Raw genomic sequence first — 26054 nt, forward strand, 5'->3', positions numbered from 1 at the left:
AAAATAAGGAAAGACTAATTATTTAGCTTTATCTTATTTTTAATTACTTGATTTTATTTGTATCCACGCATTGTCATATAATTTTTTAACATCTTTAGGTAAATCAACATATATTTCGCATCTATCCATTATCTCTTTTGACATATATGCATTAGGATTATTTCTAACTTCCTCTGGTTGTTCTAATCTTGCTTGTTTGTTCGGAGTTGTATAACCTATTTCATCAGCTATTCTCAATGCACTTTCCTTATCACTTACAAAGTTTATGAATTTTTCAGCTCCTGAAACATTTTTAGCATTATAAGGTATGCATAAGCTATCAATCCAGAAATTTGCACCTTCCTTAGGTACTACATAAGCTAAATTAGGATATTCATCTTGAAGATTTAAGCCTTCTCCAGACCAAATCATATTTATATCAGATTCTCCTGCTGGAATCATAGTTGTTCCATTATCTACTCCATATACTGGGTCTACTAATTTTCTTTGCTCTAATAATAATTCTTTAGCTTCTTCAATCTCTTTTGGATTCTCTGAATTTAAAGAATATCCTAGTTTCTTTAAAGCTACTCCTATAGTATCTCTGTAAGTGTCAAACATAAAAATTTTATTTTTATATTTTTCATTCCATAATATATCCCAACTATCTACTTCTTCTTTTACTACATCTTTATTATATATAAGACCTACTGTTCCAAACATATAAGGCACTGAATATTTATTACCTGGGTCTATATTTAGGTCTAAGTACTCCTCATCCATCTGAGATATATTAGGTATATTATCTTTATTTAGTTCTTGAATAAGGTTATTCTTAATCATTCTTGGCATTAAAGCATCAGATACTAAAATAACATCATATGTAACTCCTGAATTACTGACCTTTTGATACATAGTTTCCATATCATCAAAAGTTTCCACATTAACCTTTATACCATATTCTTTTTCAAATTCTTTTATAGTCTCTTCATCTATGTTTTCTCCATAGTTAAAAAAGCTTATTTCTTCAGAGTAATTTTTATTACATCCTACAAAGAATGTTCCCATTATCAGGACAAAAGTTGATAAAATTAATAATTTAAATGATTTTTTCATATTATAATTCCTCCTATTTTTTATATAATTATTCTAATACCCCAATCTTACAACTTATAATTCCCTATTTATAATTATATCACTCTTAAAGTTATTAAATAGAAAAAGAATGAATACAATATTCATTCTTTCTTCTTTCAAAATATGTCCCCTTACTTGTGATACGGTTCATTATTATTTATTCTAAACGCTCTATAAACTTGTTCTAATAATATAAGCCTCATTAATTGATGAGGGAAAGTCATCTTAGAAAAAGATAACTTGTAATCTGCTCTTTTTAAAACTTCCTCTGACAATCCTAAAGAACCACCTATAACAAAAGTTATATGGCTGTTACCTCTAACTGCTAACTTACTAATTGTATCTGCAAGTTCTTCAGAAGATAAATTTTTACCGTCTATAGCAAGAGCTATAACATAACTATTATTCTTTATCTTACTAAGAATTTTTTTCCCTTCTTTATCTTTAACAATAAGCATATCCTTTTCACTTAAATTTTCAGGACACTTTTCATCATCAAGCTCTATTACATCTAATTTACAATACTTAGTTAATCTCTTTGAAAATTCATCTATCCCTAACTTTAAATATTTTTCTTTAATTTTACCTACACCGATTATACTTATATTCATAAATTTCTCCTTAATCCGTCCTACTTTTATATATATTATTTCACATTATATATATCAGATACTTCTTCCCTTAATAAAACATCTAGTTTTATATCTTGACCAATAATTATATCATTTTGAGTCAGAATAGATTTAGATGTTTCATACGCTAACTCTGGAAAGTTATTTTCCTTACTTAAGTGAGCTAATAGTATTCTTTCTGTACCCTCTTTTACAAGATCTATACAAAATTTAGCTGCATCTTCATTTGATAAATGCCCTGTATCTGACATTACCCTCTTCTTTAATGAGTAAGGATAAGACCCCATCATAAGCATGTTAGGGTCGTAGTTTGATTCTAATACTACTAACTTTGATTTATATAAATGTCTTCTTATATTATCCGTTATCGTCCCTATGTCTGTAGCTATTGACATCTTCTCATTTTCTGCATAAAAATTATACCCTACTGCATCTGATGCATCATGAGATATAGAAAAAGGTCTTATTATTAAATCCCCCAAAGAATAGCTTCTATCATTTTCAAATACTTTCATATTGCTATCTTTTATATCCCCAAGCTTATCCTTCATTGCACACCATGTCTTTACATTTGCAAATATAGGTATATCATATTTTCTAGATATTATACCCGCACCTTTTATATGATCCGAGTGCTCGTGTGTAATAAATATTCCTTTTATATTTTCCATATCTACATTTATATCATCAAGACCTGTAGTTATTCTCTTCCCACTAAGGCCTGCATCTACTAGTATGTTGGTATCTTTATATCCTATATAATGGCAGTTTCCACTACTTCCGCTTCCTATTGAACAATATTTCAGCATACTGTCACCTCATTCTTTATAGTCATAGCTTATATTATACCAAAAAATTAGAGCATTAAATAAAAATTTAATGCTCTAATTAAAATTTACTTGTATTCACTTATTATCTTATCTATATCTATACCTTTTTTATTCCATAAATCAACAAATTTAGCTCCATTCACATTTTGGAACATATATGTATTGTAGTATTCTTTTAACGTTTCAAAGAATACCTCATCTCCTACTTTATTTCTTACTTCATTAAATGCTAATGCCCCTTTAGTGTACACATTTAAGCTATAGTCTATCGAATTTTTATATTGAGTTGTTGACTTAAATATATCTTCACTAGAATAATTTCTTGTTTGTATTTCCATTGTCTTTATAAGTTTAGAGCCTACCTCTTTACCATACTTTTCTTCAAAATAAAGAACTGTTGAGTATTCTGTAAGGGCTTCATCTAACCAAGGTTCACTTATTTCGTCATTACCAATTACTGAATACCACCATTGATGTGCAGTTTCATGTGCTATTACGTATTCAAGTAAAAATTTGTCCTTTTCATTATATAAACTTTGATCAATCATAACCAATGTTGGATATTCCATTCCACCTATGAAAAAATCACTTGCTATTACTGAATATGTATCATACGGATATTCCCCAAACAAATCACTAAATATTCTAATTGAGTCTTTAGCTATCTTGGTTACTTCTGTTGATAGAGTTTCATTTAGATTATATGTATTTATATTCACATCTTTATAAGTATCCTTCTTAATTTTAAATTTATCACTTAAGACGAATGCAAAATCTCTGACTTTTTTTGCTTGTATTTCATAAAATACTTTTTCTGAATCAGACTTCTCTGAAATTATGTTTCCTGTGCAACCCAATTTATATTTTTTAGGTATTAATAGTTTAACATAAAAATTACTTGTTTCACTATAAAATGGATCTCCTAGTGTCTCATAACTCTTTAAATTCCATCCTCTATCATCATGAACACATACTATAGGGAACCAATTTGTTACATTTATAGTATTTTCCCCATATCCAAATCTACCTTCTGAGTTAGGTATTTTTACATTGTATTTCATATCTATAGATATTTTTTCACCTGGCTTTAATTGTCTTCCTATATTTACTTCTAATACGTCATTTTTTTCACCTGTTATCTCATACTCTAACTTATTGTTATTATTTAATACATTTTTTATATCTATGTATCCCTCATTGAATCCATTTGGATAGGCTTGATTCATTTCATCCTTTTCAAAAGGAGCAAACTCCTCTTTAGAAAAGGCATTGGGATATATATGGAAATATATCTTATCCAAAGCTATATTTGTATTATTTACATACTCTATGTTTTGATTACACATTAGCCTTTTACTTTCCTCATCAAAAATAACATCAATAATGTATTTATTTAAATTTTTACCTTCTTCAACATTTAATGTTTGTACAGAATTTTTGTTATGATATACATATACTCCGCCCCCTATAACAATTAATAACGTGAGTATCATTCCTGTTAATATTCTTACTTTTTTCGTAAAGTTTATTATCAATTTCTTTCCCCCTTTCTTTTTTAATATGAATAATTTTTTTGTTTTTTCTGTAAGATAAACTTGTATAATTACAGGTTATAATTAAAGTTTTAGTTTTTTATGATATAATCTTATCTGAGGTGATAAAATGTTTTTCAAAGAAGTCAATGAGATAGATTTAGGTGAAACTACTATTGCCAATATCTTTATAGATATATTTATGCCTATGGCTAATGGATTATACGTTAAAGTTTATCTTCTAGGTTATAGACAAGCATGTGACCCTAACTCTAATCCTAAATTTGATAATAATTCAATTGCTAAGAATTTAAATATACCTCTTTCTGATGTGATAGAAGCTTGGAAATTTTGGGAGAATAAAAATATAATTAAAATGCATAAAAATGAAGGGTTAGATGATTTTAACTATTCTATAGAATTTTTAGACTTAAAAAGATTTTATATGGATAATATGCATATAAACACAAAGTCTATAAAATCTAATAGTGACAGCATCGTTTCAGCATCAGAAAACCCTAGTATTAGAAAGATGTTCACTACGATAAATAAAATAGTTGGAAGATATCTTGATCCAGGTGAAAAAATAAATATCTTAGAAATAATGAATAAATACAATATGGATCCAGATATGATAGTATGTGCTTACGAGTATGTTAAAGATAAGCATGGTTCATCTAGACCTGTTAAATATATTGAATCAATCCTTAGAGGATGGTATGATTCTAATTTATTTACTCCTCAAGATGTTAAAGATAGCTTTGTAATAAGAAGTGAAAGATATATGATGTACAAAACAATATTTAATGAATTAGGATTTTATAGATCTCCATCTAAACCCGAGGAAAGAATTATGGATAGTTGGTTTGATAAGTATAATATGGATATTGAGGTTATCTTATCTGCATGTTCTAGGGCTAAAAATACATCTAACCCATCTATATCATATATAAATGGTATAATTGAAAAATGGAAAAAATCTGATGTGAAAACTTTAGATGATATAAAAAGACTAGATGATGAATTTAAAAAGAAATCTGAAGAGAAAAAACAAGTATTTAAAAATACTAAATCATCTGAACCTGCAGTAAAAACTAGATTCCATAATATAAATCAAACATTTACAAAATATACACCTGAAGAACTTGAAAAAATGCTTCAAGAAAGTCAAAAAAATAAATTTAAATAGGTGATTAAATGAGAGAATCAAAAATAAGAGAAATACTTGTTTCTTACCAAAAGAAAAGAGATAAAGCTGAATCTGAATTAGAATTTAGAAAAAATGATGTTTATTCACAGATTCCTGAATTTAAAAAATTAGATGATGAAATAAGCAAGGTTGGATTACAGTTAGCTAAATTAGTATTACAAAATCCGTCAAATAAAGAAAATATTATTTTAGAATCTAAGAAAAAAATGGATTCATTAAAAAAACAAAAAGAAGAATTACTAACTAAATATAAAGTTCCAAATGGATATCTTGAAGTTCAACATAATTGTAATATTTGTAAGGATAAAGGATTCTTAGATAATGGACATAAATGCAATTGTTTAAAGCAAGAAATAATAAATGAGGCATATAAAATGTCTAATATATCCAGAATGCTTGAAAAAGAAAATTTCACCACTTTAGATACAAGTATATTTTCTTCTGAAAAGGACCCCGAATCTAATATATCTCCTCAACAGAATATGCTTCAAATAGTATCTATATGTGAGTCATTTATATTGGATTTTGATAAAGATAACGGAGAAAACTTATTATTCTATGGAGATACAGGACTTGGAAAAACTTTTATGTGTAACTGTATAGCAAAATCTCTTTTAGATAAAGGCCATCTAGTTATATATCAAACTGCATTTAAAATGTTTGAGATAATAGAAGATTATAAATTTAAAAATGCAGACAGTCATATCTCTAAAGAAAACTACGAAAATTTATTTGACTGTGATTTATTAATTATTGATGATTTGGGAACTGAACTTACAAACTCCTTTACAAATAGTGAATTATTTAATATCTTAAATACTAGACTTTTATCTGGAAAGAAAACCATTATATCAACAAACTTATCTCCTATGCAATTAGGATCTAATTATGCACAAAGGATATTCTCAAGAATATTTGATAGATTTAAAATGGTTAAGTTTATTGGAAAAGACTTAAGATGGGAAAGTAAACAGTAATAGAAGAAAAATAATCTTAATATTTTTCTTCTATTTTTTTATTTATAGAATTACCTAAATTTATTTCTTTAGCATGCCTTTTTACAAAATAAAAAACTCTTAGAATATTCTAAGAGTTTTATTGGAGCTGGTGATAGGAATCGAACCTACAACCTGCTGATTACAAGTCAGCTGCTCTACCGTTGAGCCACACCAGCATAGTGTATTAAATTGGCGACCTGGAAGGGACTCGAACCCTCGACCTCCAGCGTGACAGGCTGGCATTCTAACCAGCTGAACTACCAGGCCGCATTTATGTAAATGGTGGGACTAACAGGGCTCGAACCTGTGACCCCCTGCTTGTAAGGCAGGTGCTCTCCCAGCTGAGCTATAGTCCCGGGATATTGGTGACCCATAGGGGAATCGAACCCCTGTTACCGCCGTGAAAGGGCGGTGTCTTGACCGCTTGACCAATGGGCCTTAATNTGGTGATCCATCCGCGACTCGAACGCGGGACACCCTGATTAAAAGTCAGGTGCTCTACCGACTGAGCTAATGGATCATCTTATGTGTCAAAATTTATCAAATTTCTTTGTTTCTCTTGCTCACAAAGATTATTATATTAGCTTTTGTATTTTAAGTCAACATTTTTATTATATTTTTTTATATTTTTTTAAAAAATTAAATAATATGTTAATTTTCACTATAATATTATATTTTATATTTTCCTAGAATTAGCTCTATTGCTTACTTTCAATCTTATATTAAGATAGCTATATAAACTTTGTTTATTTGATAAATTTTCTTATTTTAATTATAAAAATAAATAAAATTCACATACTCTTTATTCAAAACTAGTTAAATTTTATAAAATAATTTGTTTGTTGTATAAAATAAGAGGGTATAAAAATATATTTTAATACCCTCGACTATTTTTATTAATTATTAGTATTTAAAATTAGAATATATTTTTTCTAACTATTGTTTGTGCTCTATTTGGTCCAACAGAAACCATGTCAACACTTACTCCTACTAATTCTTCTATCTTAGCTACATACTTCTTAGCATTTTCAGGAAGATCTTCGAATTTTTCTACAGCAGTTATATCTTCTGTCCATCCTTCTAACTCTTCATATATAGGCTCACATTTAGCTAAATCTTCTAAAGATGCAGGGAAATCTTTTACTATTTTATCTCCCATTTTATATGCAGTACATATTTGTATCTTATCAAATCCAGTTAAAACATCTAATAACATTAATGATATACTAGTTAATCCGTTTACTCTTGCTGCATATCTAACTATAACTGCATCGAACCATCCACATCTTCTAGCTCTTCCTGTTACTGTTCCGAATTCACGACCTTTAACTCTTATTTCTTCTCCAACTTCATTATCTAACTCAGTTACAAATGGACCTTCTCCAACTCTAGTTGTGTAAGCTTTTACTATACCAACAACATCTTTTATCATATTAGGTCCTACACCTGCACCTACTGCAAATCCTCCTGATATTGGATGAGATGAAGTAACGAATGGATAAGTTCCTAAATCTAAGTCAAGTAACGTTCCTTGAGCTCCTTCAAATAACACTTTTTTACCAGCTTTTATTGCATCGTAAACTATTACTGAAGTATCTGCAACATGATTTCTTATTTTTTCAGCATATCCTAAATATTCATTGTATATAGTTTCAAAGTCAAACATAGCTTCTTTTCCATATACACCTTGAACTAATTTATTCTTAGCATCTACTTGTAATTTTAACTTTTTAGCAAATACATCTTTATCCATTAGGTCACATATTCTTATTCCTGATCTTTCAGTTTTATCCATATAACATGGACCTATACCTTTTTTAGTTGTTCCTATCTTATTGTCTCCTCTAGCCTCTTCTGCTAAAGCATCTAATTCTTTATGATATGGAAAAACAATGTGGGCTCTATCACTTATTTTTATATTGCTTGTATCTATATTATCTTTTTTAAGCATTTCTATTTCTTCTAAGAATCCTTGAGGATCAAATACTATTCCGTTCCCTATTACATTTATTGTATTTGGATTTAATACTCCTGATGGTATTAATCTTAAAGCAAATTTCTTTCCATCAACTACTAATGTATGTCCAGCATTATTTCCACCTTGACCTCTAATTACTACATCCGCTTGCGTAGCAAGGTAATCTATAACTTTACCTTTTCCTTCATCTCCCCATTGAGAGCCTACAACTGCAACTGTCTTCATTATAATTCACCTCTATATTTCGATTTTCGAACGCTTTACTTATACATTTTATCAAATATACGTACTATTTTCAAACCTTTTTAATATTATATTATTTTTAATATGTACTTTTCTATCATAATTTAAATCTTCTGTAATTTTTATATTATCTATTAAATTACCTAAACTATTTTTCCCATTATAGTTTATAAAATGTATACTTATCTCATAATTACATCTAAAATGTATTCTATTTTTAATACAGTAAAATATTAAACTTTCTTCAATTTTTTAATCTACAATTCTTAATATGTTAATTTAATTGTTTATCTCTATCATTTTGGGATATATATATATTAAATTTATATTCAACACACGTTCCTCTATAAAATTAATTTTTATAAATATAAAAGCAAGCTATTAGCTTGCTTTTATATTTATTCACATTTATCAACATCACTTTTGTGGATATTGTGGATAACATTTTATTAAAATTTCAATGCTTGTAGATATCTTAAGATAAATATCCACAATATAGCATTTTCAATTTCTCACTTTATGTGGATATTTGTAGATATCTTCCAAATTATATATCTCTAGATTTATCCGCAAATTTTTGAATTTCTCCAAGCCAAACTAATTCAACTGAACCCGTTTCACCATGTCTATTTTTTGCAATTATAATTTCACCTATATTTTTTCTATCAGAATCTGGATGATAGTATTCATCTCTATATAAAAACATAACTATATCTGCATCTTGCTCTATAGAACCAGATTCTCTTAAATCTGATAGCATTGGTCTATGATCAGCCCTCTGTTCAGGAGCACGAGATAACTGAGAAAGTGCAACTACTGGACAGTTCAACTCTTTTGCGATTATCTTTAAAGATCTTGATATTTTGGCTATCTCTTGTTGTCTACTTTCGTTATTACCTTCACCTTCCATAAGCTGAAGATAATCTATTAATATTAAGTCTAAACCTTGCTCTATTTTTAATTTTCTACACTTTGATCTCAATTCTGAAATTTTTATACCAGGAGTATCATCTATATGAATTTTAGCATTAGATAAAACTGCCATAGCATCTATTATTCTTGGCCAATCATTCTCATTTAGCTTACCTGTTTTTAATTTACTAAGTTCAACATTTGATTGTGCAGACAACATACGTTGTACTAACTGCTCTTTAGACATCTCTAAACTAAATACTGCTACAGATGCATCACCCTTTAATGCAGCATTTTGTACAAGGTTTAATGAAAATGCAGTCTTACCCATTGCTGGACGAGCAGCAATTAGTAATAAATCTGTCCTTTGCATCCCATTAATTTTTTTATTTAAATCTCTAAATCCAGTTGTTATTCCCGTTATTTCAGATTTATTTGTGTATAAGTGTTCTATCATATCATATGTATCCATTAAAACTGAATTTATAGATTTAAAATCATCACTAGTTTTTTCTTGTGATATATCAAATATCTTTTTTTCAGCTACTTCTAGAACATCTTCAATTTTAGTTGAGCCGTCATATCCTAAATTTATTATATCATTAGAAACCTTTATAAGCTTTCTAAGTACTGATTTCTCTTTTACTATGTCTGCATAATACTTGACATTTGATGTTGTTGGAACAATTGTAGATAGACTGGTTATATAACTAATTCCTCCCACATCATCTAAGTGACCTTGCTTTTTTAATTCTTCTGTTAGTGTTATTAAATCTATAGGTTCAGACTTATTACTTAATTTAATCATAGATTCATATATAATTTTATGAGCCTCTTTATAAAAATCATCTGGATTTATAGTTTCACTGACTGTTATAATAGCATCTTTATCAAGTAATATAGAACCTAATATAGACTGTTCTGATTCCACACTATGCGGAGGGATTCTAGTTATATCCTCCATTTTTATCACCTCAAGATTTTGTCTATTGTTTTTCTTTTACGTCTACTCTTAATTTTGTAGTTACTTTTTGATGTATTTTTATATCAACAAATCTTGAACCTAATACTCTTATTGGTTCATCTAAAGTTATTTTTCTCTTATCTACTTCTATATTATGTTGCTTTTTGATTTGTTCAGCTATATCTTTTGATGTTATTGACCCGAAAAGTCTTCCTCCATCACCAGCCTTAGCATATATAACTACATTTAATTCTTCCATTTTTTTGCCTAATTCTACTGCTGCTTCATATTCTTTTTGAGCTTTTAACTCCTTTGATTTATTCTTTTCATTTAATTCTTTCATATTTGTATTATCAGCAGGTACTGCTAATTTTTTAGGTAATAAGTAGTTTCTTGCGTATCCATCACTTACTTCTTTTACTTCATTTTTCTTTCCTGTTCCTTTTACGTCTTTTAATAATATAACTTTCATCTATTCTTCCTCCTTAATATATGTCTGTATTGTATCTTCTACCATTTCATATGCCTTTTCTAGTGAAGTATCTAATTGAACACCAGCCATATCTCTGTGCCCACCTCCACCTAGCTTTTCCATTAATACATGTACATTTATATTTCCTAGCGATCTAGCACTTATAAATACTCTATCATCTTTTCTACCTAAAACAAATGATGCCTCTACTTCTTTTATATTTAACAATTCATCCGCAGCTTGAGCAATTACTATATTTATATTATCGCTCTCTGTCTTAGTATATGCTAAACATATATTATGGTTTATAACTTTTGCATTTTTAATAATCTCCGCCTTAGTTATAAAGTCTTTTATATCTGAATTAAATAATTTCTTAACCTCAATAGTATCTGCTCCAGATTTCTTTAGATATGATGCAGCTTCAAAAGTTCTTACACCTGTTTTAAATGCAAAGTTTTTAGTATCTAAACTAATCCCTGCTAATAGTCCTTCTGCTGTTAATTTATTTATTCTTACATCATCTTCAATATATTGTACAAGTTCTGTTACCATTTCACATGTAGATGATACGTAAATTTCATGGAATAAAAGGACTGTATCATTAATAAAATCTACACCTCTTCTATGATGGTCTATGACAACTACTTTATCCGATATATCTAATAACTGTGGACACTCGGTAAAATTAGGTCTATGTGTATCTACAACTACTACAACAGTGTTTTTCTCACACTCTCTTATTGCGTAATCACTATCAACAAAAACACCATCATAATAATCTGATTTTTTAATCCTTTTTATAAATTCTTCAATAGATTCATTTGCATAATTTAAAACTATATTAGCTGTTTTATTACATGATTTACATATATCATATATACCAATAGCTGCTCCTATAGCATCCATATCTGGATACTTATGACCCATTATAAATACATGGTCACTTTCTAAAATAACTTCTCTCAAAGCATGCCCTATAAGTCTTGATTTTACTTTAGTAGTTTTTTCTACTGCTTTAGATTTGCCACCATAGAAAGCAAACTTATCTTTTGTTTTTACAACAGCTTGATCTCCACCTCTACCTAAAGCTAAATCAAGTGCTCCTGTTGCAAGTTTTAAGTTTTCATTTATTGTATCTCCATCTATACCAATCCCCATACTTATCGTTACAGGAAGATTGTTTCCAAAGTCAATTTTTCTTATTTGATCTAACACTGAAAACTTATCTACTTCTAATTTCTTTAGTTCTTTTTTATTCATTATTAAGAAAAATTTGTCTTTAGATGTTCTTCTTAATGCACCAGTTGAATTTATTTCTAATGAAGTTAATTCTTTTTCTATTGCTACGCTTAGAAGTGGTCTATTCTCTTCATTTGTGCTCTTTAAAACTTCATCATATCCATCTACTTGTATTAACATTATTGCATTTTTTTCTTCATTATATTTTTGCTGCATGTGTAAAAAATCTGTTTTATCTATCCAATATAGCATCATTAGATATTTTGCACTTTTTCCATTTTCATTTTTTATTACGTTATAAACTATAGTATACTCTCTATCTTTATAGCTTATATCCGTATACATTTCTTTATTTTCATTTAATACTTTTCTAAGATTTAAGTTTTTTATAAGATTATCAATATTTACGCCTAGTAAATCATCCTCACCTATCATAGTATTAAACTTTCCATTATACCAAGTAATGCTACCATCAAATTCAAGTATACATAAAGGTATTGGAAGATTCATTACTGCTTTTTTAGTAGTTTCATCTATATCCAAAGATAAATTTTGAATATAATTAGTCCATTCTTTTCTTCTTATATTAGTTGTCTTCCAATTGTTAAAAACCATATATAAAAATCCAATAAAGAATAAGCATCCTATATAAAAATTGTAGTAAAGTAGAAATATAGATGCTATTCCTACAATGACTATATATAGGTTTACTTCTGGCATATTCATTTTTAAGATTCGTTTACTAGTCATCTATACCTCCTAAGTAGATTTATAGCTTCTTACCCTTCTAAAGTCTATTATACTATCTAACATACCTACAAAAGATATTCCCATAAATCCAAATATACTTAAAATTAATACTGATATAAATATCATTTTTAATGAACCACTTCTAATCCACTTTTTAAAATAGTGAATAGAAACTGATATACCTTGAAGCATAAACATAAAATTAAATACTAGTTGTAAATTTAACATTATTAAATCCGTATGTAAATTTACTTTAATTAAATCCATAAATAAAACAAGTATATATAGCGTAAATGATACAGTTACAGCATTCCCTGGTAAATAAAAATCTGTAAATTTAGGTAATCCCAAATTTATCATTTTTATTCTCTTTAAAACAAAAATTTCTAAAGCATATACGATAAATGAAACAATAATCCCTTGTAAAAATAACATTGTAGGTAACATATTATTAATATAATCTACTATATCTGATGCCTTAAATCCTTCTTTTAAAATTATTCCTGCATTTTCCATAATAGCTACTTGAACATTTACAGATTCTTTTAGTGTATTCATAAAATCATCTAATATATTTGTTTTAAATATTATATTTGCAATAAAGAAAAATACTATTACACATATCATAGTTACTATAGTACCTATATATATCGGTTCAAATTTATTAAAATTATCTTCTTTATTATTTCTTATTGCACTTCCTATAAAAAGTCCTGGAACTATGCTCATTATACATAAGCTAACTGAATATAGTGGATTTACAGTAAACATTAATATTAAAAATGTTACTATTAAAGATAATATAGAGTATTTATTATCAGTTAATGTTCCTATAATTGCATAGGGTACTGGTATTGCTATACTTAGTATACTTAGCATAGGTACATATACTGTTATTAAACATAACAATATACCTAATGTAGCTATCAGCGATGCCTGAGTTAGCCTTAATCTATTATTCAATTTAAAATCACTCCCTGTTTTCTATATGTTTTTTTAAATTTGAAAAATCTCCATACCAACTTTCTACACTATGATTTTGATCTATTCCTATTCTTATCTTTTCTTTTATCTTATAATCTATTTCACTAAAACTTATTCCTAATCTTTTAGCTAGTAAATATGTTATCATTATTATATTTGCCAAAGTGTCTTGAAGTACTTCATCTAAAGGTTTTACACCCTTGAAAATTAAATCAAATACATCTCCTACACTAAGTATAAGCTCCTTCTTCATCCACTCTATTATTTTTACATTTTTAGTTACATCAGAATTTCTATCGAATTTCACAGCTTCCCCCCCTTAATATATAAATATTATATCATAAATTATAACAGATTTAACCAGATAAACAAAAAAACGAGCCATAAGGCTCGTCCTTTTCTTAGTCTAATGTATATGGTAAAAGTGCTATGTTTCTAGCTCTCTTTATTGCAACTGTTAATTCTCTTTGGTGCTTAGCACAAGTTCCAGAGATTCTTCTTGGTAATATTTTACCTCTTTCAGTTACGTATTTTTGTAATCTTTGAGTGTTTTTGTAGTCTATTCTAGCATCTTTAGAAGCACAGAATTGACAAACTCTCTTCTTCTTACGTCTCTTCTTGTTTATCATAGTAAATTTCCCTCCTTTTTTAGAATGGTATATCGTCATCATCTATTGCTTGGAATCCTTGTGGATCTAATCCAGTTGGCTCAAAGCTAGGTTCAAAGTTCGGCTCAAACCCTTGATGATTTCCTTTATATGAACTCTCAGATTTATTTTTTGTATCTAAGAACTGTACTCTATTTGCATTTACTCTAGTAGCCCTTCTAGTTTCTCCAGCTTGATTTTGGTAACTATCAATTCTTAATGAACCTTGTATAGCCACTAAACTTCCTTTTCCTATATAGTTAGCGCAATTCTCTGCAGATTTGCCCCAAACTTGTATATCTATAAAGTCAGTTTCTCTTTTCCCATCTTTGCCTGAGAATTCTCTATCAACAGCTATTGCAAAGTTTGCAACAGGCGTTCCAGTCCCTGCGATGTATCTTAACTCAGGATCCCTAGTTAATCTACCAATTAATACAACATGGTTCATAATAACACCGCCTTTTTAGTAATAAAACTAGTTATTAAGCAACAACTATCATATGTCTTATTACGTTTTCGTTTATCTTTAAGTTTCTATCTAATTCTTTAGGTACTTCAACACCAGCTGCGAAGTTAACTAATACGTAGTGACCTTCAGTGAACTTAGCTATTGGGTAAGCTAATTTTTTGTTCCCCCATACGTCAACTTTAGCTACTTCTCCGTTAGTAGCAACTACTTCCTTAACTTTGTTAAGAACAGCTTCTCTTGTTTCTTCATCAGCGTTTGGCTTTACTACGAAAACTAATTCATAATTTCTCATTATCTTTTCACCTCCCTTTGGACTTAACGGCTCTACATTTGTAGAGCAGAGAAATGAGATTTAAATCTCATACCTACACATTTTATCATTAGTTTTTACAAATGTCAATTCGATTTTATGTCGCACCTTCTATTATTACATTTTTTTGCCTTCTAATACGTATACATTTAAATTAATCTGCTAATAATATATACATATAGCCCCATAACTTAAATATTTTTCATCCCAATCTCCCATAAAAAAATGGTGGTAATGTTACCACCATTTTTTTATGTACAATTTTAATTAAATGTTTTGTTTAACAGCCATATATTTTCTTAAAATTAATCCTATCCTCTTTATTCCTTCAACTATTCTATCATCTGACATGTTTGAGTAATTTAATCTAAAGCAGTTTTCTGTTCCTCCATTAGGGAAAAATGACCCACCAGGTACATATGCAACATTATTTGCCAAGCAATCCTTCATTATAATTCTTGAATCTAAATGTTTTGGAAGTTCTACCCATATAAATAATCCACCCTCTGGATAAGTATATTCTACACCTTCTGGGAATTCTTCTTTCATTGTCTCTAACATTAAATCTCTACGTCTTGCATATACTTCATTTATTTTTTTTACATGATTATCTAAATTATATAAATCTATAAATTTACTTACTTCTCTTTGGGATATACTTGATGATTGTAGGTCTGCTACTTGTTTTACAAATATGAATTTCTTTAATATGTTTTGAGATGCACATGTCCAACCTAGTCTATATCCTGGACATAATATTTTCGAGAAAGTACCTAAGAAAATAACTAATCCTTTTTTATCCATAGATTTCAAAGATGGTATACTTTCACCTTCAAATCTTAATTCACCATATGGGTTATCCTCTAAAACAGGTATTTCATACTTACTTATTATTTCTATAAATTTTTTACGCCTTTCAAGTGTCCATGTTATACCTGTAGGATTTTGAAAATCAGGTATTACATAAATCATTTTTACATTTTCTGTAACCTCTAATATTTTTTCTAACGCTTCCATAATCATTCCATCTTTATCAGTAGGAACTTCTATGAATTTAGAGCCATATGATTTAAATGCATTTATTGCTCCTAAATATGATGGACTTTCACATAAAACTATGTCACCTTCATTTAAGAATACTCTTCCTGCGAAGTCTAGTCCTTGTTGAGAACCATTGGTTATTAGTATATCATCTTTAGTTACATTTGTTTTATTTTTACTATTCATTCTTCTTGCTATTTTTTCTCTCAATGGTTGAAATCCTTCTGTTGTTGAGTATTGAAGGGCTTGAGTCCCTGATTCCTCTAATACTATTTTAGATATTTCTTTCATTTCCTCTATAGGAAATAGCTCTGGTGCCGGCAATCCCCCAGCAAAAGATATTACTTCCGGTTTTTCTGTAAGCTTTAAAAGTTCACGAATTTCTGATTCCTTTAACCCTTCCATTCTTTTGGCAAATCTAATAGCCATAATTAAAGCACCCCCTGAAAATAATTCCCTTACTTTAATTATAGCAAATCAAATTTTGTTTCCATGTCTATTTACATTACTTTTTTATTATTTTTTTAATTCTTTTTTCGACAGTTTCTCTATCAAGCATTATACTTCTTAAGCATTTCGTACATTTTATTTTTATATCCATGCCTACTCTTGTTATTTCAAACTCTTTGCATCCACAAGCATGTTGCTTTTTTAATTCTACAACGTCACCTATCTTTATATCCATTGGCATAAATACTCACTCTCCTAGCCTATATTTTCTACTTCTTTTGTACCATTCTCTAATCTAATTATTTTATATATACCCTTATATTCAATATTATTTTCAGCTAAAATAGCCTTTACTTTTTCTATATCTTCGTATAAGAATCTTATAGATATACCACAACTAGCCGTTATCTCTCTAGGGGTAGGTAATGTAGTCGCTCTTACAGAAGCTTCACCTAATAATTTATCTAGTCTTATCGCATGATGTGTCGAGTTAAATGAAACTATATACATTTCGTTCATATTGTCATCCTCTTTCTACTTTATAATATTATATAGATATAGTTTGTGATGAATTTTTCATTATATCCACTATAGTGTACATATTAGTAACACTTCCTACTTTTAAACTTTCCTTAAGTCCATAGTAATCGAGGCAAGTTCCGCAAGATAGTATCTCAACTCCAGCCTCTTCAAGTATTTTAAAATTTTGAGTTGTATCATGATTTTCTGTACTTAATTTTACACCTGAGTTCACTAAAAGTATACTTTTAGGATATGGTTTTGATTCTGTAAGGGTATATATAAATCCTCTCATAAGTACCTCACCTAATTCATCATTTCCATTTCCCATTTTATTTGAAGATATAAATATACACTTATCCTCTAATTCTTCTTGTTTTTTTTCTTCTATTATAACATTTTCTCCCTTTTTTATCTCTATAGAAATTAAGTCTTTTTCTTCTTTAATCACTCTTGATTCACAGTTTAAAGAATTAGATAATTTCAATATATTTTGCTTTGCAACATCGTTGTCTACTGTAACTATTACTATCCCTTGTTCAATATTATCTAATTCTTTCTTTGTATTTATAACAGGTTTAGGGCAAGCTAAACCTCTTGCATCTACTTCTATATACATTTATAATCATCTCCTTAAAATTATTCACATTTATTCTAACACACTTATATTTTTACTTGTTATAGATTATTTCTATACGCAAAAAGATTCCTAAAAGGAATCTTTTATATTTTATATTATCTCTAGACTTTTATATATACCGACACCCTTTTGATAATATTCTAATTCTTTTTCTTTAGAAATATCTGAGTATAATTCACCAAGTCTTATGTATAAATCTGCTAATATATTTTTATCATTTAATTCAAATATTATATTTATACACTTATTTAAATATTCTATAGCTATAATACTTTCATTTTGAGCTTTGTGTATATCTGAATAATATTTTAGAATTTTATATTCATTTAATCTATTTTTATTTTTTATTGAAGATGCTAATGCTATTTTACAATACCTTTTAGCCATATCATATTCATAGTTAGATATATAAGTCTCTATTATTTTAAATAGACTTTCCATCATATATTCATCTTCGTCATTCTTTTTAATATCATATACTCTTTGTGAGTACTCTAAAACTTTATCTAACCTACCTATTCTCTTATATACTTCAGATATAGTTAAATAAATAGATGCTAATTCAGTTTTATTTTTTTCTTTATCTAGAATTTCTAATGCTTTTTTAAAATATTCTTTAGACTCCTCAAATTTTCCCATATTTAAAAGATTATTTGCTTTTAGCATTATTACATTTAATTCTTCTTCTGGATTATTTTTTATATCCATTTCATTCATTTTATTTATATAGTCTAAAGACTTTTCATTATCATTTAATTTTATATAACAATATGCCATTTTACTATATAAATCCTTGTATATATCTACATCTTCAACTTGTATTTCATTTAATACGCTTTCTGCAAATTCAAATTGAAGTATTGCTCCTTTATAAAATTCTTCTATTATATAAATTTTACCTATATTTAAGTAACATTTATATATTTTCTCTTTATCATTATTTTTTATAAAACAATATAGTGCCTTTTCATAACTCATAACTGACTCACTATACTTATCTTTTTTTAAATTTATATCGGCTAGTAAGAAATTACATGTTCCATAATTGTCTAAAACTTTATATTCATCACATATTTTAATTGCTTTATTTAGTTGATCTTCAGCTTTCTCTAAGTCATTACATTTAATTAAAACCTCACTTTGAAGTATTAGGTTGTCTGTTAACTTTTTAGACTGCATCTCTTTAGTCTCTAATAAATAATCCACACTTACATCTAGTTTATTAGCTAAGTACTCTAATAATTCATGGCTAGTGTGAGACTTATCTCTCTCTATATGACTTATTTGGGCTGCAGTAATTCTATCCCCCGCTAATTCTTTTAATGTCATATTTTTTTCTTTTCTTAATTTTTTTATCTTTTCTCCTAAACTTAAAATGTTCATACTACTCCCCCCATGAAATCATTTTCTTGTATTCTAATTATAACTTATATTTCCTCTAAAAACACTATCTATTTTTCAAGATATTCTATTGTTCGATTAAATAGTATTTATTTCTACAAAATCAATAAATATATTATATATTTATAAATATAGCATATTTTATTCCCAAATATTATATTTTAATCTACAAAAAAAAATTATCTTAATCAAAATTATATATAATTTTGATTAAGATAATCCTTATTATCTATTTAATTATTTTTAGATATTTCCTTTAATGCTTCTATTGCTTTATCTATTTCTTCTTTAGTATTAAAATATCCCATACTAAATCTTACTGCACCTTGTTCAAATGTCCCTAGCGTTTTATGAGCTAAAGGAGCACAATGTATCCCTGATCTAGTAGCTATATCATATTCATTATCTAGTAAAAATGTTATTTCACCCGAATCCATATTTCCTATGTTTACAGCTATAACCGATGCTCTTTTATTCGCATCCTTTGTTCCATAGATTTTTATATTAGGAACTTCATTTAATCTTTCTAACATATATCTACATAACTCTTCTTCATGCTCTTTTATTTTATTTATGCCTTCTTTAAGAATAAACTTAACCCCTTCATTTAATCCAGCTATACCAGGAGTATTATGTGTTCCTGATTCATATTTATCTGGAAATAGATCTGGTTGGAATAAATCTTCCGACTTACTTCCTGTTCCACCCTCTTTCAAGATATTGATATTTAATCCTTCTCTTATATATAAAATCCCTGTTCCCTGTGGACCTAATAATCCTTTATGCCCAGGTGCTGCTAACATGTCTGCATAAACTTCTTTTAAGTCTATATTATATACACCTGCTGTTTGAGAAGCATCTACTAAATATAGTATATTATGTAACTTTGCAATTTCGGATACAGTTTTTATATCTATTAATGTCCCACATACATTTGATGCATGTGTTGTTACTATTAATTTAGTATTCGGTTTTATTGCTTTTTCCAAGTCTTTTACATCTAAAAAACCATCTTTGTCACATTGCACTATAGTATTCTCTATTCCTAATTTTTCAAGAGCTTTTATAGGTCTTATTACAGAATTATGTTCCATACTAGTAGTTATTATATGATCTCCACTATTTACAATACCTTTTATCGCTAAATTTAACGAATCTGTTGCATTGTTAGTAAATACTATATTCATAGGATTATCTATATTAAATAATTTTGCTATATTTTCTCTAGCATCATATATTTCTCTAGCTGATTTCATAGCTAGTTTGTGTCCTGATCTTCCTGGATTTGCACAGTAATTTTTCATACAATCCATTACAGCATCATATACGGCTTCTGGTTTTGGAAATGTCGTTGCTGCATTATCTAAATAAATCATACTATTATTTCCTTCCTTGTATTAATTATCCTCAAGGAGCATAGATACTATATTATTTAAATCCTCTTCATTATAGTATTCTATTTCAATTTTTCCTTTTTTCTTTCCTTTAGATATATTTACTTTAGTTCCAAATATATTTCTTAATTTTTCTTCTACATCAACAATAAACACATCTTTTTCTTTTGATTTTTTAGGAACTTCTTTAATATTATCCTCACATATTTTCTTAGCTAAGGCTTCTGTTGCTCTAACTGAAAGCTCTTCAGCTATAACTTTATTTGCTAATTCTAATTGAATATTTTCATCTGTTAACCTAAGCAATGCTTTACCATGTCCTGCAGTTATCTTACCTTGATCTATCATATCCATTATTTTTTGTGGAAGATTTAATAATCTTAATGTATTTGTTATATGCGGTCTACTTTTTCCTACAGCTTCTGATATTTCTTCTTGAGTAACTTCATAATTTTTTATTAGACTTCTATAAGCTAATGCTTCTTCTATAGGATTTAATTCTTCTCTTTGTAAGTTTTCTATAAGTGCTATTTCCATTATATCTTTCATAGGTATATCTTTTATAACTGCAGGTATCTCACTTTTATGAGCTAACTTAGATGCTCTATATCTTCTTTCCCCTGCAATTATCATGTATTTACCCTTATCATCAGGTTTTAGCACTATTGGTTGTAATACTCCGTAATTCTTTATCGATTCACTTAATATCTTTATTTTTTCTTCATCAAATACTCTTCTAGGTTGATCTTGATTTGGATATATATTTTTTAAATCTATTGTTATTATATCTTTTTTATCTATTTCTGTACTAATATCAGGTATTAATGCACTAAGACCTCTGCCTAATCTATTAGTTCTTTTTGTCGCTTTATTCTCCATTTATATTATATCCTCCTCTAAATCTATAAATTCTTCTGCTAGTTCCATATATGCTACTGCACCCTTACACTTTGAGTCATAATAAATTACTGGTTTACCATGACTAGGTGCTTCTGCTAGTCTAACATTTCTTGGTATTAGTGTAGTATACACATTTCCTTTAAAGTACCTTTTAACTTCATCCACTACTTGAATTGACAAGTTTGCTCTTCCATCAAACATACTTAATACAACTCCTTGGATATCTAGATTTGAATTTAATCTAGATTTTACTAACTTTATAGTACCCATAAGCTGACTAACACCCTCTAATGCATAATATTCACATTGTATAGGTATTAAAACACTGTCTACCGCAGTTAGACTATTTATAGTTAACATACCTAATGAAGGAGGACAATCTATAAATATATAATCATAGTTATCTCTTACTTTATCTAATGAATTTTTTAATATATACTCTCTACTTTCTCTTGAGGTAAGTTCTATTTCACATCCTGCTAGATCTGTGTCTGCTGCCACTATATCAATATTTTCAAATTCCGTGTTTAATATTGTTTCGTTTATGTCTACACCTTCTATTATAACATCATATATAGTTTTCTCCACTGACTGTTTATCTATTCCATATCCACTTGTTGTATTTCCCTGTGGATCTAAATCTAATACTAATATTTTTTTTCCCATTGCTCCTAAACTTGCAGTTAAATTTACGTTCGTAGTAGTTTTTCCTACTCCTCCCTTTTGATTAAATACAGCTATTACTTTACTCATCTTAACTTTCCCCCTATAATCTTTAAAAAAAGATTACTGCAAAACAGTAACCTTTCTATTTTTTAGGAATTTTTACGACAACTTCCATATAATCACCTTTATCTATTTCATTATATTTAGCTTCGATTCCTGTACCAATTATTGCATCAAAGGCTTGCTTCATCGTGTTTAAATATATCCTTATACCCATAGTTCCTTTTATATTTTGTTTTTTATCTAAATCTTGAGGACTTTCTAATTCCTCTATGATATCTTTTATTATCTTCTCTGTTTTCTTTACAGTTAACTCATTTTTTATTATCTTATCAAGAACTTCATTGACTAAATCTTCTGTTGGCAATTTAAGAAGAGCTCTTGCATGTCTTTCAGTTAAATTATTTTCTACTAACTTTATTTTTACGCTATTAGGTAGTCTAAGTATCCTCAACTTATTTGCTATAGTAGATTGGTTTTTGCCTAATTTTTCAGCTAACTGTTGTTGTGTAAATTCATGTTCTTTTATTAGGTTTTCATAGCCCATTGCTTCTTCTATAAAATTTAAATCTTCTCTTTGTAAATTTTCTAATAATGCTAGTACTGCAGATGATTCATCAGACATGTTATTTATTATAGCTGGAACAGCTTGAAGATTAGCTAATTTTGCAGCCCTAAATCTTCTTTCCCCCGCAATCAATTCATACTTATCATCTTTTTGTCTAACTGTTATTGGTTGAAGTATTCCATAAACTTTTATAGAATTGCTTAGCTCTTCTAATGCTGCTTGTGAAAATACCTTCCTTGGTTGATATGGATTAGGGACTATGTTTTCTATAGGTATCTCCATAACTTTTTTATCTTCCATAACATACCTCTCTCATTTTGGATAAATATATTTTAATCTAATTTTTTACAAATTAATACTTCATTTTAATACTATATTATATATATAAATAACATTTCTTCACAATACTTATATAATCCTTCTATTTTATTTTATTTTTAACATAATTTTATATATTTCTAAAATAAAACATTTATTTTATCGGACTTTTCGCTGGTTTTCCCGCTTTTCTTGGATATTTATCTGGTGTATTTTTTACTTTTTTGAATACTAATATATTATGATTCAAGTCAGATTCAGGTAATTCAATATTTATCTTCTCTATAAATTCAACTCCTAAAACGTCCATTGCTGCTTTTGATTCTTCTAACTCTAGGTTTGCATTTGGACCTTTTAAGCACACAAAGTATCCACCTACTTTAATAAATGGAACACAAAACTCCATTAAAACAGGCAATCCAGCAACAGCCCTTGCAGTAGCTATATCATACTTTTCTCTGTATTCTTCTAATTTACCAAAATCCTCTGCTCTACCATGTATAAACTTTATATTATCAATTTCTACTTGTTTGCTAACTTCTTGTAAGAAATTAATTCTCTTATTTAATGAATCTAATAAAGTTAATTCTATATTTTTTAGACATATTCTTAAAGGTAACCCTGGAAATCCTGCTCCAGTACCTACATCTATAATAGATACTCCATCCTTTATATATCCATTAGTTACCGCTGAAACAGAATCTAAGAAGTGCTTTATATACACTTCTTTTTCATCTTCTATTCCAGTAAGATTCATTTTTTGATTCCAATCGACTAATATTTCCCTGTAAATATTAAAGTCATTTAATATTTTGTCGTCTACTGCTATTCCTAAATCTTCAAGGCCATTCTTTAATATATCTCTATTGTTCATCTCTTCCTCCTCTAGTTCTTCTCATTTGTTCTAAATATATAAGAAGTACTGATATATCTGCAGGTGAAACTCCAGAGATACGAGATGCCTGTCCTATAGATATAGGTCTTATTGCGTCTAGTTTTTGTCTTGCTTCTATTCTAAGGCCATCTATTGATAAATAATCTATTCCTTCTGGTAATCTTTTATTTTCAAGCTTTTTAAATTGATCTATCTGCTTTAATTGTTTTTCTATATATCCTTCATATTTAGTCATTATTACACATTGTTCTTTAACTTCATCTGAAACATCTTCACTAGCGCCTTTACCTATAGCCTCTATTAGCTCATAAGTTACTTCTGGACGCTTTAAAAATTCATATAAAGATAAACCTACTTTTATTTCTGATGCTCCCATTTCATTTAATAAATGATTTACTTCTTTAGGAGTAACTCTTTCAGTCTTTAATCTTTCTAATTCTTGTTCTACTTCTGCTTTCTTCTTAAGATATCTTTGATATCTATCTTCTGTAACTAAACCTATATCATAACCTCTTTGAGTAAGTCTCATATCAGCATTATCTTGTCTTAAATATAGTCTGTATTCTGATCTCGAAGTCATCATTCTATATGGTTCATTAGTTCCTTTTGTAACTAAGTCATCTATTAAAACACCTATATAAGCTTCTGATCTATCAAGTACGAAAGGCTCTTTTCCTTCTATTTTACGAGCTGCATTTATACCAGCTATAAGACCTTGAGCTGCCGCTTCTTCATATCCTGATGTTCCATTGAACTGTCCAGCACTAAATAAGTTGTCTACACCTTTTATTTCTAAAGTTATTTTTAATTGAGTTGGATCTATACAATCATACTCTATAGCATATGCCGGTCTCATTATTTTAGCATTTTCAAGACCTTTTACACTCTTATACATTTCAAGCTGTACTTCATAAGGTAAACTTGTTGATATTCCTTGAATGTACATTTCCTTTGTGTCTAAACCTTCTGGTTCTATAAATATTTGATGTGATTCTTTGTCATTAAATCTTACCACTTTATCTTCTATCGATGGACAATATCTAGCTCCTGTACTTTCAACTCTTCCACTATACATAGCCGTTCTATCTAAGTTATTAGTTATTATCTCATGTGTTTTCAAGTTAGTTCTTGTTAAATAACAAGGTTCTTGCTTTATTCCTATATTATCTGTTAAAAATGAGAATGGAGTAATCTTTTTATCTCCTTCTTGTATAGACATTTCCGAGAAATCTATACTGTCTCTATGGATTCTTGCAGGAGTTCCCGTTTTGAATCTTCTCATATTTAATCCTAAGTCAACTAATCTATCTGTAAGGTATTTAGAATATGCTAATGCATTAGGGCCTTCATCTATAGTTAATTCTCCTATAAATATCTTAGAATTTAAGTAAACTCCAGTTGCCAATATAACTGCTTTAGCTTCATATTTACATCCTAATTTAGTAACTACACCTGTAACAACTTGTCCCTCGTGTAATATGTCAACTACTTCATCCATAACTATATCTATATTAGGATTATCTTCTAGAGTTTTCTTCATTTCTGTATGGTATTTAAATTTATCAGCCTGCCCTCTTAAAGAGTGAACGGCTGGACCCTTAGCAGTATTTAACATTCTACTTTGTATAAGTGTTTTATCTGCATTTATACCCATTTGCCCGCCTAAAGCATCTATCTCTTTTACTAATTGTCCTTTTCCTGTTCCACCTATTGATGGATTACAAGGCATTAAAGCTATTGAGTCTAAAGACAGAGTAACTACTAATGTCTTATGTCCCATCCTTGCTGTAGCAAGAGCAGCTTCACAACCAGCATGTCCTGCTCCAACTACTATTACGTCATACTTCCCTGCATTAAACTGTTTCATGTAGATCTCCTTTCTGTTTTACGAAATGTTTCACGCAAAACATAAC

General features: G+C 28.5%; 26 protein-coding genes and 5 tRNA genes. 2 read left to right on the forward strand and 29 right to left on the reverse strand.

Annotation, left to right across the window (positions count from 1 at the left end; genetic code table 11):
- Positions 1-39: 39 nt before the first annotated feature.
- From CRIB_RS11515 to CRIB_RS11530, 4 genes are all read right to left on the reverse strand, one after another.
- Positions 40-1095 (reverse strand): ABC transporter substrate-binding protein, encoded by a 1056-nt coding sequence (locus CRIB_RS11515; protein ID WP_180702469.1) that lies wholly within the window; start codon positions 1093-1095, stop codon positions 40-42.
- Positions 1096-1247: 152 nt separating this feature from the next.
- Positions 1248-1727 (reverse strand): 23S rRNA (pseudouridine(1915)-N(3))-methyltransferase RlmH, encoded by a 480-nt coding sequence (gene rlmH, locus CRIB_RS11520; RefSeq protein WP_180702470.1) that lies wholly within the window; start codon positions 1725-1727, stop codon positions 1248-1250.
- 35 nt (positions 1728-1762) lie between these two features.
- Positions 1763-2557: an MBL fold metallo-hydrolase gene (locus CRIB_RS11525; RefSeq protein WP_180702471.1), complete on the reverse strand. Its 795-nt coding sequence runs from the start codon at positions 2555-2557 to the stop codon at positions 1763-1765.
- An 86-nt stretch (positions 2558-2643) separates the two neighbouring features.
- A complete protein-coding gene (locus tag CRIB_RS11530) occupies positions 2644-4113 on the reverse strand; it encodes a M1 family metallopeptidase (protein ID WP_180702472.1) in 1470 nt (489 codons plus the stop codon).
- Positions 4114-4240: 127 nt separating this feature from the next.
- Between CRIB_RS11530 and CRIB_RS11535 the strand changes: the two genes are divergently transcribed.
- Both CRIB_RS11535 and CRIB_RS11540 read left to right on the forward strand, forming a co-directional pair.
- Positions 4241-5299: a DnaD domain protein gene (locus CRIB_RS11535; RefSeq protein WP_180702473.1), complete on the forward strand. Its 1059-nt coding sequence runs from the start codon at positions 4241-4243 to the stop codon at positions 5297-5299.
- Between the two features lie 8 nt (positions 5300-5307).
- Positions 5308-6297 (forward strand): ATP-binding protein, encoded by a 990-nt coding sequence (locus CRIB_RS11540; protein ID WP_180702474.1) that lies wholly within the window; start codon positions 5308-5310, stop codon positions 6295-6297.
- 122 nt (positions 6298-6419) lie between these two features.
- Here the strand turns inward: CRIB_RS11540 and CRIB_RS11545 are convergent.
- The 25 genes from CRIB_RS11545 to mnmG all read right to left on the reverse strand — a co-directional run bounded on the left by CRIB_RS11545 (position 6420) and on the right by mnmG (position 26008).
- Positions 6420-6494 (reverse strand) — tRNA-Thr (locus CRIB_RS11545).
- A gap of 14 nt (positions 6495-6508) precedes the next feature.
- Positions 6509-6585 (reverse strand) — tRNA-Asp (locus tag CRIB_RS11550).
- A 13-nt stretch (positions 6586-6598) separates the two neighbouring features.
- A tRNA-Val gene (locus tag CRIB_RS11555) sits at positions 6599-6674 on the reverse strand.
- 7 nt (positions 6675-6681) lie between these two features.
- A tRNA-Glu gene (locus CRIB_RS11560) sits at positions 6682-6756 on the reverse strand.
- Positions 6757-6762: 6 nt separating this feature from the next.
- A tRNA-Lys gene (locus CRIB_RS11565) sits at positions 6763-6838 on the reverse strand.
- Between the two features lie 396 nt (positions 6839-7234).
- Entirely contained in the window at positions 7235-8521 is a 1287-nt protein-coding gene (locus CRIB_RS11570) for an adenylosuccinate synthase (protein ID WP_180702475.1), read from the reverse strand.
- 565 nt (positions 8522-9086) lie between these two features.
- Positions 9087-10415 carry a replicative DNA helicase gene (gene dnaB, locus CRIB_RS11575; RefSeq protein WP_180702476.1) on the reverse strand — a complete coding sequence of 443 codons (1329 nt, stop codon included), beginning with the start codon at positions 10413-10415 and terminating at the stop codon, positions 9087-9089.
- A 22-nt stretch (positions 10416-10437) separates the two neighbouring features.
- Positions 10438-10887 (reverse strand): 50S ribosomal protein L9, encoded by a 450-nt coding sequence (rplI, locus tag CRIB_RS11580; protein ID WP_180702477.1) that lies wholly within the window; start codon positions 10885-10887, stop codon positions 10438-10440.
- Entirely contained in the window at positions 10888-12879 is a 1992-nt protein-coding gene (locus CRIB_RS11585) for a DHH family phosphoesterase (RefSeq protein WP_180702478.1), read from the reverse strand. It lies immediately after the preceding gene.
- A 9-nt stretch (positions 12880-12888) separates the two neighbouring features.
- Positions 12889-13842 (reverse strand): YybS family protein, encoded by a 954-nt coding sequence (locus CRIB_RS11590; protein WP_180702479.1) that lies wholly within the window; start codon positions 13840-13842, stop codon positions 12889-12891.
- A 7-nt stretch (positions 13843-13849) separates the two neighbouring features.
- Entirely contained in the window at positions 13850-14170 is a 321-nt protein-coding gene (locus CRIB_RS11595; protein ID WP_180702480.1) for a MazG-like family protein, read from the reverse strand.
- 94 nt (positions 14171-14264) lie between these two features.
- The gene (rpsR, locus tag CRIB_RS11600) at positions 14265-14492 is read right to left on the reverse strand and encodes a 30S ribosomal protein S18 (protein WP_071118875.1); all 228 of its coding nucleotides are present in this window, start codon (positions 14490-14492) and stop codon (positions 14265-14267) included.
- Between the two features lie 19 nt (positions 14493-14511).
- On the reverse strand, positions 14512-14958 hold the full coding sequence (locus tag CRIB_RS11605; RefSeq protein ID WP_180702481.1) for a single-stranded DNA-binding protein: 447 nt from the start codon (positions 14956-14958) through the stop codon (positions 14512-14514).
- Positions 14959-14992: 34 nt separating this feature from the next.
- Positions 14993-15271: a 30S ribosomal protein S6 gene (gene rpsF, locus CRIB_RS11610; protein ID WP_180702482.1), complete on the reverse strand. Its 279-nt coding sequence runs from the start codon at positions 15269-15271 to the stop codon at positions 14993-14995.
- Between the two features lie 285 nt (positions 15272-15556).
- Positions 15557-16759 carry an aminotransferase-like domain-containing protein gene (locus CRIB_RS11615; RefSeq protein ID WP_180702483.1) on the reverse strand — a complete coding sequence of 401 codons (1203 nt, stop codon included), beginning with the start codon at positions 16757-16759 and terminating at the stop codon, positions 15557-15559.
- Positions 16760-16835: 76 nt separating this feature from the next.
- On the reverse strand, positions 16836-17021 hold the full coding sequence (locus tag CRIB_RS11620; protein ID WP_071118869.1) for a DUF951 domain-containing protein: 186 nt from the start codon (positions 17019-17021) through the stop codon (positions 16836-16838).
- Positions 17022-17035: 14 nt separating this feature from the next.
- Complete coding sequence (locus CRIB_RS11625; RefSeq protein ID WP_180702484.1) at positions 17036-17299, reverse strand: DUF3343 domain-containing protein; 264 nt, start codon at positions 17297-17299, stop codon at positions 17036-17038.
- Between the two features lie 28 nt (positions 17300-17327).
- Positions 17328-17918: a sulfurtransferase-like selenium metabolism protein YedF gene (gene yedF / locus CRIB_RS11630; RefSeq protein WP_180702485.1), complete on the reverse strand. Its 591-nt coding sequence runs from the start codon at positions 17916-17918 to the stop codon at positions 17328-17330.
- A gap of 111 nt (positions 17919-18029) precedes the next feature.
- The gene (locus tag CRIB_RS11635; RefSeq protein WP_180702486.1) at positions 18030-19322 is read right to left on the reverse strand and encodes a helix-turn-helix domain-containing protein; all 1293 of its coding nucleotides are present in this window, start codon (positions 19320-19322) and stop codon (positions 18030-18032) included.
- Between the two features lie 251 nt (positions 19323-19573).
- Positions 19574-20716 (reverse strand): aminotransferase class V-fold PLP-dependent enzyme, encoded by a 1143-nt coding sequence (locus tag CRIB_RS11640; protein WP_180702487.1) that lies wholly within the window; start codon positions 20714-20716, stop codon positions 19574-19576.
- Between the two features lie 21 nt (positions 20717-20737).
- Positions 20738-21613, reverse strand: a complete 876-nt coding sequence (locus CRIB_RS11645; RefSeq protein ID WP_180702488.1) for a ParB/RepB/Spo0J family partition protein — start codon at positions 21611-21613, stop codon at positions 20738-20740.
- Positions 21614-22387 (reverse strand): ParA family protein, encoded by a 774-nt coding sequence (locus CRIB_RS11650; RefSeq protein WP_180702489.1) that lies wholly within the window; start codon positions 22385-22387, stop codon positions 21614-21616.
- 55 nt (positions 22388-22442) lie between these two features.
- The gene (gene noc / locus CRIB_RS11655) at positions 22443-23228 is read right to left on the reverse strand and encodes a nucleoid occlusion protein (protein ID WP_180702490.1); all 786 of its coding nucleotides are present in this window, start codon (positions 23226-23228) and stop codon (positions 22443-22445) included.
- A gap of 172 nt (positions 23229-23400) precedes the next feature.
- The gene (gene rsmG / locus CRIB_RS11660; RefSeq protein WP_180702491.1) at positions 23401-24120 is read right to left on the reverse strand and encodes a 16S rRNA (guanine(527)-N(7))-methyltransferase RsmG; all 720 of its coding nucleotides are present in this window, start codon (positions 24118-24120) and stop codon (positions 23401-23403) included.
- Positions 24110-26008 carry a tRNA uridine-5-carboxymethylaminomethyl(34) synthesis enzyme MnmG gene (gene mnmG / locus CRIB_RS11665; protein ID WP_180702492.1) on the reverse strand — a complete coding sequence of 633 codons (1899 nt, stop codon included), beginning with the start codon at positions 26006-26008 and terminating at the stop codon, positions 24110-24112. The genes rsmG and mnmG overlap by 11 nt, the downstream gene beginning before the upstream one ends.
- Positions 26009-26054: the final 46 nt, after the last annotated feature.

Origin of the sequence: Romboutsia ilealis, assembly GCF_900015215.1 — a bacterium.
Classification (GTDB): domain Bacteria; phylum Bacillota; class Clostridia; order Peptostreptococcales; family Peptostreptococcaceae; genus Romboutsia; species Romboutsia ilealis.

Excerpts from the sequence above, each read along its gene's own strand:
- CRIB_RS11620 (WP_071118869.1), bottom strand. The coding sequence starts at position 17,021 with ATGCCAATGGATATAAAGATAGGTGACGTTGTAGAATTAAAAAAGCAA.
- CRIB_RS11515 (WP_180702469.1), bottom strand. The coding sequence starts at position 1,095 with ATGAAAAAATCATTTAAATTATTAATTTTATCAACTTTTGTCCTGATA.
- yedF (WP_180702485.1), bottom strand. The coding sequence starts at position 17,918 with ATGTATATAGAAGTAGATGCAAGAGGTTTAGCTTGCCCTAAACCTGTT.
- CRIB_RS11625 (WP_180702484.1), bottom strand. The coding sequence starts at position 17,299 with ATGAACGAAATGTATATAGTTTCATTTAACTCGACACATCATGCGATA.
- rlmH (WP_180702470.1), bottom strand. The coding sequence starts at position 1,727 with ATGAATATAAGTATAATCGGTGTAGGTAAAATTAAAGAAAAATATTTA.
- CRIB_RS11570 (WP_180702475.1), bottom strand. The coding sequence starts at position 8,521 with ATGAAGACAGTTGCAGTTGTAGGCTCTCAATGGGGAGATGAAGGAAAA.
- CRIB_RS11605 (WP_180702481.1), bottom strand. The coding sequence starts at position 14,958 with ATGAACCATGTTGTATTAATTGGTAGATTAACTAGGGATCCTGAGTTA.
- CRIB_RS11640 (WP_180702487.1), bottom strand. The coding sequence starts at position 20,716 with ATGATTTATTTAGATAATGCAGCAACGACATTTCCAAAACCAGAAGCC.
- rpsF (WP_180702482.1), bottom strand. The coding sequence starts at position 15,271 with ATGAGAAATTATGAATTAGTTTTCGTAGTAAAGCCAAACGCTGATGAA.
- dnaB (WP_180702476.1), bottom strand. The coding sequence starts at position 10,415 with ATGGAGGATATAACTAGAATCCCTCCGCATAGTGTGGAATCAGAACAG.
- CRIB_RS11585 (WP_180702478.1), bottom strand. The coding sequence starts at position 12,879 with ATGACTAGTAAACGAATCTTAAAAATGAATATGCCAGAAGTAAACCTA.
- CRIB_RS11650 (WP_180702489.1), bottom strand. The coding sequence starts at position 22,387 with ATGAGTAAAGTAATAGCTGTATTTAATCAAAAGGGAGGAGTAGGAAAA.
- CRIB_RS11540 (WP_180702474.1), top strand. The coding sequence starts at position 5,308 with ATGAGAGAATCAAAAATAAGAGAAATACTTGTTTCTTACCAAAAGAAA.
- noc (WP_180702490.1), bottom strand. The coding sequence starts at position 23,228 with ATGGAAGATAAAAAAGTTATGGAGATACCTATAGAAAACATAGTCCCT.
- rplI (WP_180702477.1), bottom strand. The coding sequence starts at position 10,887 with ATGAAAGTTATATTATTAAAAGACGTAAAAGGAACAGGAAAGAAAAAT.
- CRIB_RS11635 (WP_180702486.1), bottom strand. The coding sequence starts at position 19,322 with ATGAACATTTTAAGTTTAGGAGAAAAGATAAAAAAATTAAGAAAAGAA.
- rsmG (WP_180702491.1), bottom strand. The coding sequence starts at position 24,120 with ATGAACAATAGAGATATATTAAAGAATGGCCTTGAAGATTTAGGAATA.
- CRIB_RS11645 (WP_180702488.1), bottom strand. The coding sequence starts at position 21,613 with ATGGAGAATAAAGCGACAAAAAGAACTAATAGATTAGGCAGAGGTCTT.
- CRIB_RS11525 (WP_180702471.1), bottom strand. The coding sequence starts at position 2,557 with ATGCTGAAATATTGTTCAATAGGAAGCGGAAGTAGTGGAAACTGCCAT.
- mnmG (WP_180702492.1), bottom strand. The coding sequence starts at position 26,008 with ATGAAACAGTTTAATGCAGGGAAGTATGACGTAATAGTAGTTGGAGCA.
- CRIB_RS11615 (WP_180702483.1), bottom strand. The coding sequence starts at position 16,759 with ATGGCTATTAGATTTGCCAAAAGAATGGAAGGGTTAAAGGAATCAGAA.
- rpsR (WP_071118875.1), bottom strand. The coding sequence starts at position 14,492 with ATGATAAACAAGAAGAGACGTAAGAAGAAGAGAGTTTGTCAATTCTGT.
- CRIB_RS11535 (WP_180702473.1), top strand. The coding sequence starts at position 4,241 with ATGTTTTTCAAAGAAGTCAATGAGATAGATTTAGGTGAAACTACTATT.